Consider the following 14,912-nt stretch of genomic DNA (forward strand, 5'->3'; position numbering starts at 1 on the left):
GGTCGTCGCAGCGCTCTTCGTCAGCGTGAGCGCCGCGGGGGCGGCGGCAGACGACGGGGCCAATAATCCGACATTTCCTGGACCGGTCTACAAAACGGTCACCGACCCAAGCGGCCTTCTCTCGCTCCAAACTTTTGGGCGGCCCGACGGCAAGGATATGGTTTTCCGGATTTCGGGCAGCGTGTACGCGAACGTCGAAGGCAACAGCCTCGACCCGGCCATACGGCACGGCCAGAAACTCTTCAACATCGAGGGCTACAACATCAGGCGCCTGTACCGGGTGCCGGACACGACGCAGCTCTACCAGCTCTCCCGCGAGATCGTGTTCTACACCGACCCGGCCGACCCCACCCGGATCCTGCGGGAATGGAAGAACCCGATCGACCAGAAGACCTATCCGGTCATCCCCATCAACAACGACACGGTGAACTTCGGCCCGTTCAACGTGACCTCCTCCTACGTCGGCCCGCCGGTGCGCACGATGCATGATGAGACCGTGTGGACCAGCGACATCCCCGTGCGCGCCGACTTCGGCACCGCGCTCGGCGAACGGTTCGGGCTCGTGGGCGGCGTGTACGCGGCCCAGGAGATGTTCGACTTCTCCGTCGACGAACGCGAGGTGGCCGCCAGGACCAACCCGGGCACCGTTCCCTCGGGCGCGATGAAGACGAAGATCAGCTGGGCGCGTACGAGCCCGTGGGCGCCGTTCATGTGCCTGGTGGAGAGCGAGGTGCGCGGCCAGCTCACCTACCACGCCCGCAGCTGGTCGCTGAACTCCTACGCCGAGATCGAGCCGTGGCTGCGCGCCGAGGTCGAGGCGAACCACCCGCTCTACAAGAGCGCCCCCAGCGCGCCCGGCGCCAGCGAGAACTCCTGGAGCTCCTTCTACAACAAGCAGCTCGGCAAGGGCGCCACCACCTGGACCTCCTGGTGCGCGGCCAACGGGCGCCCGTGACCGCGTACACGGCCCTGGCGCTCCAGATGGAGACCAGGGCCGTCAACGCCGCGCCTGATCCGCGCGCCGCCATCCGCGCCGCCATCGACCGGATCGGCGAGCAGGTCGGCGGCAGCAAGGCCTGGCTCGGGCGCGACCTGCGCCTGGTGGTGCTGCCCGAGTACGTCATGACCGGGTTCCCGATGCGCGAGAGCCTCGCGGAGTGGCGTGACAAGGCCGCGCTCGACCCGGGTGGCCCCGAGTACGAGGCGCTGGCCGCGATCGCCGTCCGGCACGAGGTGTTCCTGTGCGTGAACGCCTATGAGCGCGACGAGCACTTCCCCGAGCTGTACTTCCAGGCCTCGGTGATCCTCTCCCCGCGAGGGGAGGCGGTGCTGCGGTACCGCAGGCTGCACTCGATGTTCACGCCGAGCCCGTACGACGTGTGGGAGCGCTACCTGGAGATCTACGGCATCGACGGCGTGCTGCCGGTGGCCCGCACCGAGATCGGCAACCTGGCCGTGCTCGCCTCGGAGGAGATCCTCATGCCGGAGCTGGCCCGCGCGCTGGCCCTGCGCGGCGCCGAGGTCTTCTGCCACCCCACCTCCGAGGCGTCCTCGCCCGAGCTGACCCCGAAGGCGATCGCCCGCCGCGCCCGCGCCGCCGAGAACCTCGCCTACGTGGTCTCGGCCAACAGCGGCGGCCTGCGCGGCATCGCGATCCCCGGCGACTCCACCAACGGCGGCTCGGAGGTCCTCGACCACCAGGGGCGGGTGCTCGCCCGGGCGGGCGCGGGCGAGTCGCTCGTGGCCGCCGCCGACCTGGACGTGGACGCGCTGCGCGGCCTGCGGCGGCGGACCGGCATGAGCAATCTGCTGAGCCGGGTGAAGACCGGGCTGTGGGCCGAGGAGTACGCCAGGCACGACGGCGAGCGGCCGGGCGGCCTGGCGCAGGGCGTGCGCGAGCGCGCGTGGTTCACGGCCCGGCAGGCGGAGACGATCGAGCGTCTGTACGGCTCCGGCTAGCCCGCCGCCTCGCCGGGCTCAGGCACCACCATGGAGGCCACGTCCACCTTCGACTTCAGGTAGCCCAACTCGTACATGAGGTCGGCCACCCGCTGGATGCGCTTGGCGCTGAGCGAGGTCGGGAAGGTGCCCATCGCCATGGTCATCACCGCCTGTTTCGGCGTCTGCGTGTAGAGCGGGACGACCTCGGCCAGCTCGGCGCGGTTGGTCGCGGCCAGGCGCTGCGCCTTGGCGACCGCCCGCTGGAAGGCGGCCGTGGTGTTCGGGTGCCTGGCCACCCATTCGTCCGTGGCGGCCAGACCGTCGATCGGCAGCGCGTCGGTGGGCCCCGTGTTGGTGTCGAGCAGCAACCGGGCGCCGGCCTGCTGGGCGGCCGACAGGAACGGCTCCACCATCCACGCCGCGTCCACCTGTCCGCTCGTGAGCGCGGCCAGCTGGGCCTGGAAGTCGATGGCGACGAACTTCACCTGGTCCGGCGTCACCTCATGCGCCTTCAGATGCGCGCTCATCGACATCGTGCCCAGGTTGTTCAGCGAGTTGACCGCGATCGTCCTGCCCTTGAGGTCTCTGGGCGTCTGCAGCGGGGAGTCCTTGCGTACCACGACGCCCGCGATGCCGGGCGCGGCCTGCAGGCTGTCTGAAACGATCTTCATTCTGGCGGCGCCGCTGTCCTGGATGTTGATCAGCGAGACGTAGCTGCCCTTGAAGATGTCGATGCTGCCGTTGAGGATCTTCGGCATGACCGCCTGCGGCGCCTGGATGATCTCCGTCTTGACGGTCAGGCCCTCGGTCTTGAAGAACCCCTTGCGGTCGGCGATGAACACCGGCGCCGAGGAGGGCGTGGGGCTGACGCCGATGGTCAGCGTGGTCTTCTCCAGGCTTCCCTGCGGGGCCGGGCCGGCGACGGAGCCGGTGCCGCCGCACGCGGCGAGGGTGGCGACGGCCAGGAACGCCAGGAACGCGCGTAAAACAGAGCCGGATTCCATTCGGTTTCTCCTTGGCAGGTCACGCGGACGAAAGACCGCGCTCAACGCCCTGACAAGCGAGAACCGGTGGCAGTCACGCGGACAGTCGATGATCGTACAGCAGAGTTTGCGGTAATTGCTATGAAATGTCAGCCAGCCGAATTCGGGGTCAATCAACCATTCCAATGGGAGTCACGCGCTTTGTAAGGTTGGCCTAGCTCGCATGCCGGCGCGCGTTCACGTCAACGAGTGGGGAGCCAGTGACGAAGGAACCGACCGCGCCCGGCCCTCGCCCTCGATTAGCACGAGCCCGCAGGCGGCGCAGGCTGCAGCTGCGGGACTGGCGGGTGCGCGCACGCCTGGTCGCGCTGATCGTCATCCCCACCGCGGTGGGCGTCGTGGTCGGCGCGCAGCAGGTCATCACCTCGTGGGCCGCGGCCGGCCAGTACCAGAACGTGCTGGACAAGGCCGAGCTCGGCGACTCCATCATCGAGCTGACCCACCGGCTCGCCCACGAACGCGACCTCGCGGTGCACTACATCGCCGCCGGCCGCACGCCCGAGCGCGTGGAGCCGCTGCGCGACGAGTTCGCCTCCGTCGACCAGGCGGCCGCCGCCGTCCGCGCGAAGGCCCGGGCGATCACCCCCGACCACGGCGAGGGCGCCTGGACCATCACCCAGCAGATGCTCAGCCGCCTGCCGGAGATCGCCGCGACCCGCGACACCGTGCTGAAGACCCAGCTGCTCGCCCTGCCCGCGCTGACGAAGTACTCCCAGATCATCAACGCCTTCGACCAGTTCCACGACCAGATCGGCCAGGGCGGCGACCAGGAGGCCCTGGCCAACAGCGTCCGGGCGCTGTCGGCCCTGTCCAAGGCGCACGACGCCGCCTCGCAGCAACGCGGCCTGCTCGCGGCGGTGGCCACCGTGGGCCGCTTCCAGAGCGGCGAGCTCGACCGGTTCATGGCCGCCCGCGCCCAGCAGGAAAGCGAGGTCGCCGTGTTCCGGTCGGTGGCCACGCTGGAGGAGCTGCAGACGTACGACGACACCGTCACCGGCACACTCGTGGATCGCGCCGAGGTGATCAGGCTGCGCGCGCTGGCCCAGGTCACCGAGGGCGGCCGCATCGACATCGATCCGGAGAGCGACGACGACGCCGACCGCTGGTTCGAGGCGATCAGCGGCACCGTCGACGGCATGTGGACGGTGCAGCGGCGCCTCGGCGAGTCGATCATCGTGCAGAGCCGCACGCTGCAGGACACCGCGCGCCACGAGGCGCTCCTGGCCGCGACCTACAGCCTCCTGCTGCTGCTCGCGGTCCTGATCGTCACCGCCATCATGGCCCGCTCGCTGGTCAGGCCCCTGCGCAGGCTGCGTACGGAGGCGCTGCACATCGCCGGCGTCCGCCTGCCCAGGACCGTGCGCACGCTGCGCGAGACCGGGGACGCGTCCACCGTGCCCATCGTCCCCATCGGGGTCGACTCGCTGGACGAGGTCGGTGAGGTCGCGCGGGCCTTCGACGAGATCCACTGCCAGGCCGTCCGGCTGGCCGGCGAGGAGTCCAGGCTGCGTGCCGACGTCAACGCCATGTTCGTCAGCCTGTCCAGGCGCAGCCAGACCCTGGTGCAGCGGCAGATCAAGCTCATCGACGGGCTGGAGCGGGGCGAGCAGGACGAGCGGCGCCTGGCCAGCCTGTTCACCCTCGACCACCTGGCCACCCGCATGCGGCGCAACAACGAGAACCTGCTGCTCCTGGCCGGGCAGGCGCCTCCCCGCCGGTGGAACCGGCCGGTCAGCGTGGCCGACGTCGTACGCGCGTGCCTGTCAGAGGTGGAGAACTACGAACGGGTCCAGGCCAGGATCACCACCCGCAGCGCCGTCTCCGGGCAGGCGGTCAACGACATCATCCACCTGCTGGCCGAGCTGGTGGAGAACGCGCTGTCGTTCTCGCCGCAGAACACCCAGGTCGTCGTCGCCGCCGACGCCATCGACGGCACCAGTGGGAGTGCCAATGGGGGCGGCGGCATCATGCTGACCATCACCGACACCGGCATCGGCATGGTCCCCGACGAGCTCGCGCAGGCCAACGAGCGCCTGTCCCGCGCGCCCACGGTGGACATCTCGGTCTCCCGCCGCATGGGCCTGTTCGTGGTCGCCCGCCTGGCCCACCGCCACGGCGTCCGCGTGCGGCTGAGCCGGAACGAGGTCAGGGGCCTGACCGCGACGGTGTTCCTGCCGGAGGCGCTGCTTCAGTTGCCCGCCTACCCGACGCCGGGCGCGGCCTCGTCCTTGGACCGGCCGTTCCCCGGAAGCTGGGACGCTCAGCCGCCGCGCCAGCGCACGCCGGACATGGCCGACTGGCCGTCGTTCGCCACCGATGCCGAGCCGGCGACGGGCGGGTCCGGCTGGTACGACACGTTCGACACGCCTGGCGCGAGGGCACGATTCGACCTCCTGCGAGGCGGCGTCCCCACCCCTGACGCCGCTGTCCGCGGGCCGATCGCCAACGGCTCGAGCCCGGGCGGCCACATGAGCGCCGGCTTCACCCCCGGAGACCCGCTCCCCAGTAGCCGCTTTGGTGCGGCCGCCACCCCTGGTGACCCGCTCTCCGGTCCTCTGGACGGCCCGGCCGCCGGGGCTGCCGACGACGGCTACCTGCCGATCTTCGCCGCGGTGGAGTCGGCCTGGTTCAACCGCGACAAATCCGACAGCGGCTGGGGCTCACCCCAGGCCGACGCCGGGTGGAGCGCCGCCGAGGCCGCCGCCACCCCGGCCAACGACGGCACCACCGCCTCCGGCCTGCCCAAACGCGTGCCCAAGGCCAACCTGGTGCCCGGCAGCGCCGACACCCCCTCGGTGCCCAAGGGTGTTGCCCCCATCCCGCAGGTCTCCCCCGAGGAGGTCCGCGACCGCATGGCCGGCTACCAGCGAGGCTTCCGAGCCGCACGCGACGAGATCAGCATGCGCAGCATTCCTCCCTTCACATCAGGCAGCACGTCCCGCGAGGAAGGTTCATGATCCGCGACAGCAACCTCGACTGGTTGATCACCGACTTCGCCCGCTCCGTTCCCGGTGTGGCGCACGCCGCCGTCGTCTCCTCCGACGGGCTGCCCCTGGCCGTCTCGGCCGGGTTCCCTCCCGAGCGCGCCAACCAGCTGGCCGCCGTCGCCTCGGGGCTGGCCAGCCTGACGCAGGGCGCGGCCTCGCTGTTCGGGGGCGGCCCGGTCGTCCAGACCGCCGTCGAGATGCAGCGCGGCCTCATGCTGAACGTCTCGATCAGTGACGGATCCTGCCTGGCCGTGCTGGCCGCCCCGGACTGCGACATGGGCGTGGTGGCGTACCAGATGACGCTCCTGGCCGACCGGGCCGGGCAGGTGCTCACCCCGGCGCTGCGCTCCCGGCAGATCAGGTGAGCGCGCATGACCGACCCCCGCTGGGGTGGCGGCTGGCGGCCGCCGCCCGACCCCGACGAGCAGGACCCGGAGTCGCCCGTCCGGCCCTACGCGGTGACCGGCGGGCGCACCGCGCCGCGCATCGAGCTGGCGATGGAGGCCCTGGTCTGCTCCGCTGACGCCCCGCCGCACGCCTTCGCCCTCATCACCCCCGAGTACGCCGCCATCAGCGAGCTGTGCCGGCAGGTCCGCTCGGTGGCCGAGGTGGCGGCGGTGCTGCGGATCCCGCTCGGCGTCGCCCGCGTGCTCATCGCCGACATGACGGCCGAGGGGCTCCTGCGGCTGCACCATCCGCGGCTGCCCGGCGGCCGGCCGGACCCCGGCCTGCTGGAACGGGTGCTCAGCGGCCTGCAACGGCTCTGAGCCCGCCTGCTCCTCGGCCCCCTGTTTCCCGAGGACGGTCAGCCGGCGGGCGGGGCGAACTCGGGCTGGTCGATGATGCGGAGCCAGCTTCCGTCGGGCTGGCGCCGTACGACCTGCGCCCGCGCGCCGGTCCCGTCCTTGGGCGGCGTCGAGGTGAGCGCGATGTCACCGAAGACCAGCGTCGGCAGCGGCTCCTCCGGCTCGAAGTGCGGCCGCCCGGCCAGCACCTTCTCCCACAGCTCGCGGATCGCCTCCCGGCCCACCGTCTGGCTGCCGGGCGGGTAGGCCAGCACCGCGTCCTCCGCGTACAGGGCGGCGACGCCGGCCGCGTCGCCGGCGTTGGACCGCTCGACGAACAGGCGCGTGATGTCCTCGGGCCGCATGGCCTTGGCGTACTCCGTCATGGTTCCTCCTCAGGCGTTCACTGCGTCCAGCCTGCCGCCGCCTCGACTAGAAGTCCAACAGATGGTTCTCATAGGAACTAGAATTAGCAGTTATGGAACTGAGGCAGTTGGAGTACTTCGTCGCGGTCGCCGAGGAGCAGAACTTCACGCGGGCCGCCGAGCGGGTGCACATCAGCCAGTCCGGCGTCAGCGCGCAGATCCGCCAGCTGGAGCGCGAGCTGGGGGCCGAGCTGTTCGACCGGTCGGGGCGCACTGCCACGCTGACGGTCGCGGGCAAGGCGGCGCTCGAGCACGCCAGGGCCGCGCTGGCCGCCGCGGGTGCGGTCGGCGAGGCGGTGGGCGAGGTGACCGACCTGATCCGGGGGCGGCTCACCCTCGGGATGGTGATCGGGTGCACGATCACGCCGCTGTTCGACGCGCTCGCCGCCTTTCACGGGGCGCACCCCGGGGTGGAGATCAGCCTGCTGGAGGACAATTCCGACCGCCTCGTCGAAGCGGTCCGCGCCGGCACCCTCGACCTGGCCCTTGTCGGCACCGCCAGCGCCGCCCTCGAAGGGTTGGAGGCGCTCACGATCATCAGCGAGCGCCTCGTCGTGACGGTCCCGCCCGGCCATCCCCTGGTCGGGCTCCCCCAGGTCACCTTGGGCGATCTGAGCGCGTACCCGATCGTGTGCATGCCGCCCGGCACCGGGCTGCGCGCCGTCTTCGACCAGGCGTGCGCCGCACGGAGCCTCCGCCCCGTGCTCGCCCTGCAGGCCAGCGCCGCCGACGCCATCGCCGACCTCGCCGCCCGCGGCGTCGCCGTCGGCATCCTCAGCGCCTCGATGGCCGACCGCCACGCCGACCGCCTCACCGCCCGCACGATCGCCGACGTCGAAACCCCCGCCCTGGTCGCGCTGGTGTGGCGGGCCGGGCACCGCCCCGCCGTACGCGAGCTGCTCGCGCACGCGCGCCGGGCCTTCGCGCTCCGTTGAGCCGGCGGTCCGGGAGTCACTTCATCGAGTCGTAAAGGCGCAGCGCCCCCTTGGCGCCTTCGGGTGAGAAAAGGGCCGCCAGCCCGTCCGTGGTGAACCGGGCCCAGCGCGCCGCGCGGGGCAGCATGGCACTCTCGTAAGCGCGGACCGCCTCATCGAGGTCGGTCGCGGAGGCGAGGGCGTCGGCCAGTTCGGCGCCCTCGAGCATGGCGAGGTTGGCGCCCACGCCGAGCGGTGGCATCAGGTGCGCCGCGTCACCGAGCAGGGTGAGGCCCGGGGTGTGCTCCCAGGAGTGGCCGACGGGCAGGGCGAACAGCGAGCGCGTGACGAACTCGTCGTCGGCGTGCCGCAGCAGGTCGCGCAGGCTCTCCGCCCACCCGTCGAACAGCGCCAGCACCTCCGGGACCGGCAGGTCCTGCGGGCCGCGGAAGGCGACGTACACGCGGATGCGGCCGTTGCTGTTGCGCTGCGCGAGCAGGGCCTTGTTCGCGCCGTACGCGGAGAAGCTGCCGTTGCCGACCAGGCGCCCCTGCTCGGGATGGCGCGCCTCGTCGAAGCCGGTCTCGACGAAGGTGACGCCGGTGTAGGAGGGCACCTCCTTCGACAGGCTCGGACGTACCCGGGACCAGGCGCCGTCGGCGCCCACGACCAGGTCGAAGTCCTCACCGGTGCCGTCGGGGAAGAGCACGCGGCCCTCGCCGGTGACCGCGTCCACGGGGCGGCCCCAGCGGACGGTGCCCTCGGCGAGCGAGTCGATGAGCAGGCCGCGCAGCTGGCCCCGGTCGATCTCCGGCCTGCTCTCGTCACCGTCGGCGGGCTCCTCGTGGCGCAGCATGGTGCCGCTCTCGTCGACGATCCGCGATTCCTGCCCTTCCGGACGAGCCAGGGCGCGGAACCGGTCGAGCAGGCCGGCCTTCTCGAGCGCCGTCTGTCCCGAGCCGGCGTGCATGTCGAGGGTGCCGCCCTGGGAGCGGGTGTCCGGGGACGACTCGCGTTCGTAGACGGTGACGGGGAGCCCGTGGACCTGCAGGACCCGGGCGAGAGTGAGGCCGCCGAGCCCGGCTCCGACGACGGCGATGCGGGGAGAGATCATGAGACGCTCCTTCGATACACTGTATTTTCCAATACAGCGTATCAGTGTGGACGTTGTATTCTCGGGGGTGCAAGTCCTCATGGAAGGCGCGATGCGATGACGGCACCACAGGAGCCGATGCTCATCTGGGAGCGTCCCGAGCCGCCGAGCCGGCCGGTGCCCAGCCCGCTGAGCAGGGAGCGGATCGTCCGCGCGGCCATCGACCTCGCCGACCGCGACGGGCTCGACGCGGTCTCCCTGCGCAAGGTCGCCGCCGCCCTCGACGCGGGCCCGATGCGGCTGTACGGCTACCTGTCCACCAAGGAAGAGCTGCTGGACCTGATGGTGGACGAGGTCTACGGCGAGATCGTCCCGTCCGGGCCCGCCGGAGACGACTGGCGGGCGGCATTGCGGGATCTGGCGCGCCGCACCAGGCAGGCCACCCTGCGCCACGAGTGGTTCGCCGACCTGCTGGGCGGCCGGCCGCAGCTCGGCCCCAACGCGCTGGCGTACCTCGAAGCCTCCCTGGCCTGCCTGGGCGACACTCCGGTCGGCGCCGTGGTCCACGTCGTCAGCACCGTGAACGCGTACGTGCTCGGCGCGGTCAGGCGCGAGGTCACCGAGTTGCGGGCCGAGCGGGCCACCGGCATGGACGAGCAGGCGTGGCACGTCGCCAGCGGGCCCTACCTCGCCCGGATGCTGGCCACCGGTCGCTACCCCGCGGTGGCCAGGTTCGTCCATGGCGAGGACGCCGACCCCGACTTCGACGAGGGCCTGGAGCGCGTGCTCGACGGAGTGGCCCCGCTCGTCAGCGGCGGGCGATGAGGCGCATCGCCTGCCGTAGGACCTCGGCCTGGGCGGGAGCGAGCCCGTCGAGGAACGGCTCCATCATCCCGGGCTCCCAGTCGTGCCGGCCCGTGTGCGCCAGCAGGTGCTCCACGCTGTAGTCGGCGAGCATCGCGGCCAGCGGCGCCACCCTCGGATCGTCCGGCGAGGCGTCGGCCAGCTCGTCGAGCCGCTGGTAGAACTCGTGCCCGCGCGCCGTCACCTCCGGGTCGGCGGCCAGCGAGCCGAACATCTCGAACGCCTGCCCCCGATCGGTGTCCGTCGCCATGCTGTCCATCAGCACCAGCAGGTCGCGATCCCAGGCCGCCGCCTTCGAGGCGGGCAGGTCCACCGCGCGCAGGAGCGCCACCAGCTCGGGCGAGGCCGTCTCGTCGGGGCCCAGCGTCCCGGTCCTGGCCCCCTCGAGCACCTCGGCCAGGCGGGCGCGGCGCAGCCGGATCTCGTGCTCCTGCCTGGCCAGATCCGCGTCGAGCTCGGCGAGGATCTCGGGCAACGCCCTGGAACGGTCGTCCGCGATCACGTCGCGCGCCTCCTCCAGACTCAGCCCGAGCTCGACGAGGCGGCGGACGCGGGCCAGAGCGATCGCGTCGCGCATGCCGTACTCGCGGTAGCCGTTGGCCCGGCGCGACGGCTCCGGCAGGATGCCCTGCTGGTGGTAGTAGCGCACGGTACGCGTGGACACCCCGAGCAGCGCGGCGAGCTCTCCGATTCGCATACTTCCGCACAATAAATCATTGGCGTTCGCCGAGCCCCACCGGTTACCGTCAGGGTACGCCGGATGAACGAAAGGAAAGGGCCCCGCCATGCGATTCGCAGCTGAACGCGTCTCCTGCCGCTGCGCGGCGGCGCTCGCCCGAAAGGCTTCTGGATAACTCTCGCGAACGAGCTTCCAGAGGCCGCCAGGCACGCACTGGGCGGCCTTTCTCTTTCGAGCTTCACCGGGCCGATGGTGAAAAGGCATCACACCTGCCCTGCAAGCAGGAGTTCAGGTTTCGAGATCCTGTCGGTCCACGTCAGAGCATGTTCTCAAGGCCCCGTTGGTCTAGCGGTCAGGACGCCCGGCTTTCACCCGGGAAATCGCCGGTTCGAGTCCGGTACGGGGTACGAACTGTTTATTCCATGGCCCTATAGCTCAATGGAGAGAGCGCCGGCCTACGAAGCCGGGTCTGTTGCAGGTTCGAATCCTGCTGGGGCCGCTGCCGATGTGGCGGTTCGACTCCGTCCTCGCGCACTTCCGCCTCGACCTGACGGGGGCCGGGGCGGCTTGGCGCAGTTCGCCGGTTGCGGAGGCGGGATTGCAAATCCCGCTCGTGCGAGTTCGACTCTCGCCTGCGTCTCTCCGTCCCTCGGGTTGACATCTTTCCCGGGCTCCGCGTGTAATAGCCGTCGCGTCGCGTGACGCCGGCCCGGAGGACGGCGGCGGCATGGAGGCGCCGTATCAAGGGGGATGACGCCGTGAGTTCACACATCACCGGACGTGCCTGAGCGCACCCGGCCTGCCGCGCGTTTCTCGCGCGAGGGTTCCCACGTCATCGGCTTCCATCCCGCCTTGGAGCGAAAACACGCATGCCCATTGACTTCAACCAGCAGATCATTGACGAATTCCGGGCCAACCGCGGTCAGGTCGGCGGCCCGTTCGAAGGAGCCAGGCTGCTCCTGCTGACGACCGTCGGAGCCAAGACCGGCAGGTCCCACACGACGCCCCTCGGTTACCTGCCCGACGGGGACCGCATCCTGATCATCGCCTCCGCCGGCGGCGCGCCCCGGCACCCGGCCTGGTACCACAACCTGGTCGCCAACCCACAGGTCACCGTGGAGGACGGCGTCTTCACCTACCAGGCGAAGGCGGTCGTGCTGGAGGGCGACGAACGCGAGCGCATGTTCGCCCGCGCCGTCGAGTCCGACCCCGGATGGGGCCGCTACCAGGACACCTCCGGCCGGACCCTGCCCGTGGTGGCGCTCATCCCGGCCTACGGCCCGCCGGCCGGCCCCTTGGGCGACGTGCTCAAGCAGATCCACGACGCCTTCCGCAGGGACCTGGCCCGCATCCGCGCGGAGGTCGCCGCGTCGGGCCCGCGTCTGGGCGCGCAGCTGCGCGTCAACTGCCTGACCGTGTGCCACAACCTGCACGAGCACCACTCGCGCGAGGACGGGTCCATGATCCCGGCGCTGGAGGACCGCTATCCGGAGCTCGCCCCCGTCATGGCGCGGCTCCGTGCCGAGCACGAGGCCGTCCAGCAACTGCTCCAACAGCTCCAGACCCTCCTCGCCGCCGACGACGCGGACCCCGCCCTGCTCCTCGACGAGGTCAATCGCCTCACCCAGGAGGTCGAGGCGCATCTGGACTACGAGGAGGAGTACCTCGTACCCTTGCTGAACCACGGCTGAGACCGGCGCCATGCCCCGGGCCGGAGCGTGATGGGGAGGAGACGTCAGGAGCCGCGCGGGGTCACCAGGCCGGATTCGTAGGCGAGGACCACGAGCTGAGCGCGGTCGCGGGCGTGGAGCTTGGCCATGGCCCGGTTGATGTGGGTCTTCGCGGTCAGCGGGGTGATCGCCATGCGGTCGGCGATCTGGTCGTTGGACAGGCCCTGCGCGACCAGGGCGACGGCCTCGCGTTCGCGGTCGGTCAGCTCTTTCAGCCCCGTGCCGGTGCCGGTGTGGAGCGGCTGGGTGACGTACCGGCTGATCAGGCGGCGGGTGATCGACGGTGCGAGCAGCGCGTCACCGCGCGCGGCGACGCGGACGGCGTGGAGGAAGTCCTCCGGCACGATGTCCTTGACGAGGAATCCGGCTGCGCCGGCACGCAGCGCGTTGAAGACGTATTCGTCCAGGCCGTAGTTGGTCAGGATGACGACGTGCACCCCGGCCAGGGCCGGGTCCGCGGCGATGCGCCGGGTGGCCTCGATGCCGTCGACGACCGGCATCTGAACGTCGACAAGAGCGACGTCGGGCAGGTGTTCCTTGACCAGGGCCAGGCCCTCCATCCCATTGCCGGCCTCGGCCACCACCTCGATGTCGTCTTCGAGGTCGAGGAGCGCGCGAAACCCGCTGCGGATGAGCGGCTGGTCGTCGACGAGCAGGACACGGATCATGCTGTCTGGTCCACAGGGAGTTCGGCCTGGACGGTGAAGCCGCCTTCGCTGCGCGGCTCGGTGCGCAGGCGACCGCCGAGGGCGGTGACCCGTTCCCGCATCCCGAGCAGCCCGACGCCGGGCACCGGGGCGTCGTCCGGTGTGGCCTTGCCGTCGTCGTCGATGCGGATCACGAGGGTGTCGGGACGGTAGTCGATCCGTACCGACGCCGTCGCGGCGGCGGCGTGACGCGCGATGTTGGTGAGAGACTCCTGAACGATCCGGTAGACGGTCCGGTCCACCGCCGCTGACACGTCGTGTCGTTGTCCCGCGATCGTCAGCTTCGCGTCCAGGCCGGTCGTCCGAGCCCGTTCCACCAGCTCCGGGAGGTGGCCGAGCCCGCGCCGCGGCTCCGTGTCGTCGTCGCGCAGCGCCTCCAGGGTCGCGCGCAGCTCCCGGGTCGCCTCACGTCCGGCCTCCTGGATCGCCAGCAGCGCCTCCGGCACCTGCTCACCCCGCTTGCGGGCCACGTGAACGGCGACTTCGGCCTGCAGCTTGATGATCGAGATCTGATGGGTGAGCGAATCGTGCAGCTCCCGCGCGATGTGCAGCCGCTCCTCGTTGGCGCGGCGCCGCGCGGTCTCCTCCCGGGTGCGCTCGGCTTCGTCCGCCCGCCGCTCAGCCTGCCGCAGCGCTTCACCCGCGGCGCCGGCCGCGACCAGCCAGGCCAGCTCAAGGGCGCCTCGGGCCTGCGCGAACGCCTCGCCCGTGTCGTGCAGACCCGAGGCCAGGGCCGCGAGAGGGAGAAGGGCCAGCATGATCACGCTCGCTGCCACCGTGATGGTGCGGTGTCCCGCCCGCACGGCTGCGTACACCGCGAACAGGTACGCGACGGCCGGCACGTCAAAACCGGCCGCCTGGTAACCCACCGCGCACAGCCCGGTGACGGCCAGGACGGGAACCGGAGCCCGGCGCCGCGCGGCCAGCGCCAGACCGCCGGCCGTCAGCAACGCGTAGCCGAGCAGGTCGAGGTACGCGGCGGAGTGCTGCCCAGACAGCCCGGTGACCAGCAGCGCCGCCGCCACGCCGACGGCGATCACCCAGTCTCTGACACCAGCCCATCCTGTGCTCATGCGCGCACCCTAGCGGGATGTTCGCAGGGGCGACTCCTGCGCACGGATGATCGGCCACTACCGCACCCGCGGTACCTTCGCGGCTCCTGCGGCATCCGCGGCAGCCGGCTACGGCATCGGCGGCAGCGTGAATCGCCCACGTCCGCCGGACGACCGGCGGTGGGTCCAGCGGACACGATCAGACGACGTCCAGTCGCAGGAGAAGAAGGAGCACCTCATGTCCGTCCGCCACCTGGCTGCCGCCGCGGCAGCCGCCCTGCTCGGAGGTTTCGGGCTTGCCACACCGGCGGCCGCGCACGTCCTGGTCCAGCAGGATCCCGTCAGTGCCTACACCATGACCACCGGGCGTCTGTGGTCCTTGGTGGCCGTGGCGCTGGGGCTGGTCGGCGTGGTCATCGGCGGGCTGGCGCTGGCCCGTTCCGCCGGTCGTATCGGCTCCGGCACCGGGAGAAGGGGGGCCGTCGTGGCACTGGTGGCGGGGCCGGCCGGCATGGTCATCGGCGGGCTGGTCGTGGCCGCCGCCGAAGGCGGTCCTGGCACTGGCTACGGGATAGTCGGAGGCTTCATAGCCCTGGTGGTAGGACTGATCGCCATGGTCCTCGGCGGGCTTGCTCTGGCCCGCGCCCGCCGCCTTCAGCGAGGAACGGTATGAAGTGATACGCGTGCGTGTC

Annotated in this window: 15 protein-coding genes and 4 tRNA genes; 13 read left to right on the forward strand and 6 right to left on the reverse strand. The window is 71.2% G+C overall.

The window, feature by feature from the left end:
• The first annotated feature begins 157 nt into the window (after positions 1-157).
• Entirely contained in the window at positions 158-955 is a 798-nt protein-coding gene (locus tag AB0J64_RS12270) for a DUF1838 family protein (RefSeq protein WP_364024718.1), read from the forward strand.
• Positions 952-1,959, forward strand: coding sequence for a nitrilase-related carbon-nitrogen hydrolase (locus AB0J64_RS12275; RefSeq protein ID WP_364024721.1), 1,008 nt, complete (start codon positions 952-954; stop codon positions 1,957-1,959). Before AB0J64_RS12270 ends, AB0J64_RS12275 begins: the two co-directional genes overlap by 4 nt.
• Here AB0J64_RS12275 and AB0J64_RS12280 read toward each other — a convergent pair.
• Positions 1,956-2,945 carry an ABC transporter substrate-binding protein gene (locus tag AB0J64_RS12280; RefSeq protein WP_364024724.1) on the reverse strand — a complete coding sequence of 330 codons (990 nt, stop codon included), beginning with the start codon at positions 2,943-2,945 and terminating at the stop codon, positions 1,956-1,958. The two genes, AB0J64_RS12275 and AB0J64_RS12280, sit on opposite strands and share 4 nt — an antisense overlap.
• A 239-nt stretch (positions 2,946-3,184) precedes the next feature.
• Between AB0J64_RS12280 and AB0J64_RS12285 the strand changes: the two genes are divergently transcribed.
• The 3 genes from AB0J64_RS12285 to AB0J64_RS12295 are packed head-to-tail and all read left to right on the forward strand — an operon-like array spanning position 3,185 to position 6,738.
• On the forward strand, positions 3,185-5,941 hold the full coding sequence (locus AB0J64_RS12285; RefSeq protein ID WP_364024727.1) for a nitrate- and nitrite sensing domain-containing protein: 2,757 nt from the start codon (positions 3,185-3,187) through the stop codon (positions 5,939-5,941).
• Entirely contained in the window at positions 5,938-6,336 is a 399-nt protein-coding gene (locus AB0J64_RS12290) for a roadblock/LC7 domain-containing protein (RefSeq protein ID WP_364024730.1), read from the forward strand. Before AB0J64_RS12285 ends, AB0J64_RS12290 begins: the two co-directional genes overlap by 4 nt.
• Positions 6,337-6,342: 6 nt before the next feature.
• Positions 6,343-6,738 carry a DUF742 domain-containing protein gene (locus tag AB0J64_RS12295; protein ID WP_364024733.1) on the forward strand — a complete coding sequence of 132 codons (396 nt, stop codon included), beginning with the start codon at positions 6,343-6,345 and terminating at the stop codon, positions 6,736-6,738.
• Between the two features lie 38 nt (positions 6,739-6,776).
• Here AB0J64_RS12295 and AB0J64_RS12300 read toward each other — a convergent pair whose 3' ends face one another.
• Positions 6,777-7,142 carry a nuclear transport factor 2 family protein gene (locus AB0J64_RS12300; protein WP_364024736.1) on the reverse strand — a complete coding sequence of 122 codons (366 nt, stop codon included), beginning with the start codon at positions 7,140-7,142 and terminating at the stop codon, positions 6,777-6,779.
• A 92-nt stretch (positions 7,143-7,234) separates the two neighbouring features.
• On the opposite strand from AB0J64_RS12300, the gene AB0J64_RS12305 reads away from it, so the two are divergent.
• The gene (locus tag AB0J64_RS12305) at positions 7,235-8,116 is read left to right on the forward strand and encodes a LysR substrate-binding domain-containing protein (RefSeq protein WP_364024739.1); all 882 of its coding nucleotides are present in this window, start codon (positions 7,235-7,237) and stop codon (positions 8,114-8,116) included.
• A gap of 16 nt (positions 8,117-8,132) precedes the next feature.
• On the opposite strand, the gene AB0J64_RS12310 is transcribed toward AB0J64_RS12305, so the two are convergent.
• The gene (locus tag AB0J64_RS12310) at positions 8,133-9,209 is read right to left on the reverse strand and encodes an NAD(P)/FAD-dependent oxidoreductase (protein WP_364024742.1); all 1,077 of its coding nucleotides are present in this window, start codon (positions 9,207-9,209) and stop codon (positions 8,133-8,135) included.
• 96 nt (positions 9,210-9,305) lie between these two features.
• Here AB0J64_RS12310 and AB0J64_RS12315 point away from each other — a divergent pair, with 96 nt between their 5' ends.
• On the forward strand, positions 9,306-10,013 hold the full coding sequence (locus AB0J64_RS12315) for a TetR/AcrR family transcriptional regulator (protein WP_364024745.1): 708 nt from the start codon (positions 9,306-9,308) through the stop codon (positions 10,011-10,013).
• Here the strand turns inward: AB0J64_RS12315 and AB0J64_RS12320 are convergent.
• The gene (locus AB0J64_RS12320) at positions 9,997-10,749 is read right to left on the reverse strand and encodes a MerR family transcriptional regulator (RefSeq protein ID WP_364024747.1); all 753 of its coding nucleotides are present in this window, start codon (positions 10,747-10,749) and stop codon (positions 9,997-9,999) included. The genes AB0J64_RS12315 and AB0J64_RS12320 overlap by 17 nt on opposite strands.
• Positions 10,750-10,974: 225 nt before the next feature.
• Between AB0J64_RS12320 and AB0J64_RS12325 the strand changes: the two genes are divergently transcribed.
• From AB0J64_RS12325 to AB0J64_RS12345, 5 genes are all read left to right on the forward strand, one after another.
• Positions 10,975-11,045 (forward strand) — tRNA-Ala (locus AB0J64_RS12325).
• Between the two features lie 20 nt (positions 11,046-11,065).
• Positions 11,066-11,138, forward strand: a tRNA-Glu gene (locus AB0J64_RS12330).
• Positions 11,139-11,155: 17 nt separating this feature from the next.
• Positions 11,156-11,230 (forward strand) — tRNA-Arg (locus AB0J64_RS12335).
• Positions 11,231-11,300: 70 nt separating this feature from the next.
• A tRNA-Cys gene (locus AB0J64_RS12340) sits at positions 11,301-11,371 on the forward strand.
• Between the two features lie 229 nt (positions 11,372-11,600).
• Positions 11,601-12,422 (forward strand): nitroreductase/quinone reductase family protein, encoded by an 822-nt coding sequence (locus tag AB0J64_RS12345; RefSeq protein WP_364024750.1) that lies wholly within the window; start codon positions 11,601-11,603, stop codon positions 12,420-12,422.
• Positions 12,423-12,466: 44 nt separating this feature from the next.
• On the opposite strand, the gene AB0J64_RS12350 is transcribed toward AB0J64_RS12345, so the two are convergent.
• A complete protein-coding gene (locus AB0J64_RS12350; protein WP_364024753.1) occupies positions 12,467-13,129 on the reverse strand; it encodes a response regulator transcription factor in 663 nt (220 codons plus the stop codon).
• Positions 13,126-14,241, reverse strand: coding sequence for a histidine kinase (locus AB0J64_RS12355; protein ID WP_364024756.1), 1,116 nt, complete (start codon positions 14,239-14,241; stop codon positions 13,126-13,128). The genes AB0J64_RS12350 and AB0J64_RS12355 overlap by 4 nt, the downstream gene beginning before the upstream one ends.
• A gap of 217 nt (positions 14,242-14,458) precedes the next feature.
• Here AB0J64_RS12355 and AB0J64_RS12360 point away from each other — a divergent pair, with 217 nt between their 5' ends.
• Positions 14,459-14,893 carry a DUF6223 family protein gene (locus tag AB0J64_RS12360; RefSeq protein WP_364024759.1) on the forward strand — a complete coding sequence of 145 codons (435 nt, stop codon included), beginning with the start codon at positions 14,459-14,461 and terminating at the stop codon, positions 14,891-14,893.
• Positions 14,894-14,912: the final 19 nt, after the last annotated feature.

It is taken from the genome of Nonomuraea sp. NPDC049695, from assembly GCF_040674955.1.
Lineage (GTDB): Bacteria > Actinomycetota > Actinomycetes > Streptosporangiales > Streptosporangiaceae > Nonomuraea > Nonomuraea helvata.

Coding starts and splice junctions, on each gene's coding strand:
- AB0J64_RS12270 (WP_364024718.1), top strand. CDS start 158: ATGGTTTTCCGGATTTCGGGCAGCGTGTACGCGAACGTCGAAGGCAAC.
- AB0J64_RS12280 (WP_364024724.1), bottom strand. CDS start 2,945: ATGGAATCCGGCTCTGTTTTACGCGCGTTCCTGGCGTTCCTGGCCGTC.
- AB0J64_RS12290 (WP_364024730.1), top strand. CDS start 5,938: ATGATCCGCGACAGCAACCTCGACTGGTTGATCACCGACTTCGCCCGC.
- AB0J64_RS12295 (WP_364024733.1), top strand. CDS start 6,343: ATGACCGACCCCCGCTGGGGTGGCGGCTGGCGGCCGCCGCCCGACCCC.
- AB0J64_RS12300 (WP_364024736.1), bottom strand. CDS start 7,142: ATGACGGAGTACGCCAAGGCCATGCGGCCCGAGGACATCACGCGCCTG.
- AB0J64_RS12305 (WP_364024739.1), top strand. CDS start 7,235: ATGGAACTGAGGCAGTTGGAGTACTTCGTCGCGGTCGCCGAGGAGCAG.
- AB0J64_RS12310 (WP_364024742.1), bottom strand. CDS start 9,209: ATGATCTCTCCCCGCATCGCCGTCGTCGGAGCCGGGCTCGGCGGCCTC.
- AB0J64_RS12315 (WP_364024745.1), top strand. CDS start 9,306: ATGACGGCACCACAGGAGCCGATGCTCATCTGGGAGCGTCCCGAGCCG.
- AB0J64_RS12320 (WP_364024747.1), bottom strand. CDS start 10,749: ATGCGAATCGGAGAGCTCGCCGCGCTGCTCGGGGTGTCCACGCGTACC.
- AB0J64_RS12345 (WP_364024750.1), top strand. CDS start 11,601: ATGCCCATTGACTTCAACCAGCAGATCATTGACGAATTCCGGGCCAAC.
- AB0J64_RS12350 (WP_364024753.1), bottom strand. CDS start 13,129: ATGATCCGTGTCCTGCTCGTCGACGACCAGCCGCTCATCCGCAGCGGG.
- AB0J64_RS12355 (WP_364024756.1), bottom strand. CDS start 14,241: ATGAGCACAGGATGGGCTGGTGTCAGAGACTGGGTGATCGCCGTCGGC.
- AB0J64_RS12360 (WP_364024759.1), top strand. CDS start 14,459: ATGTCCGTCCGCCACCTGGCTGCCGCCGCGGCAGCCGCCCTGCTCGGA.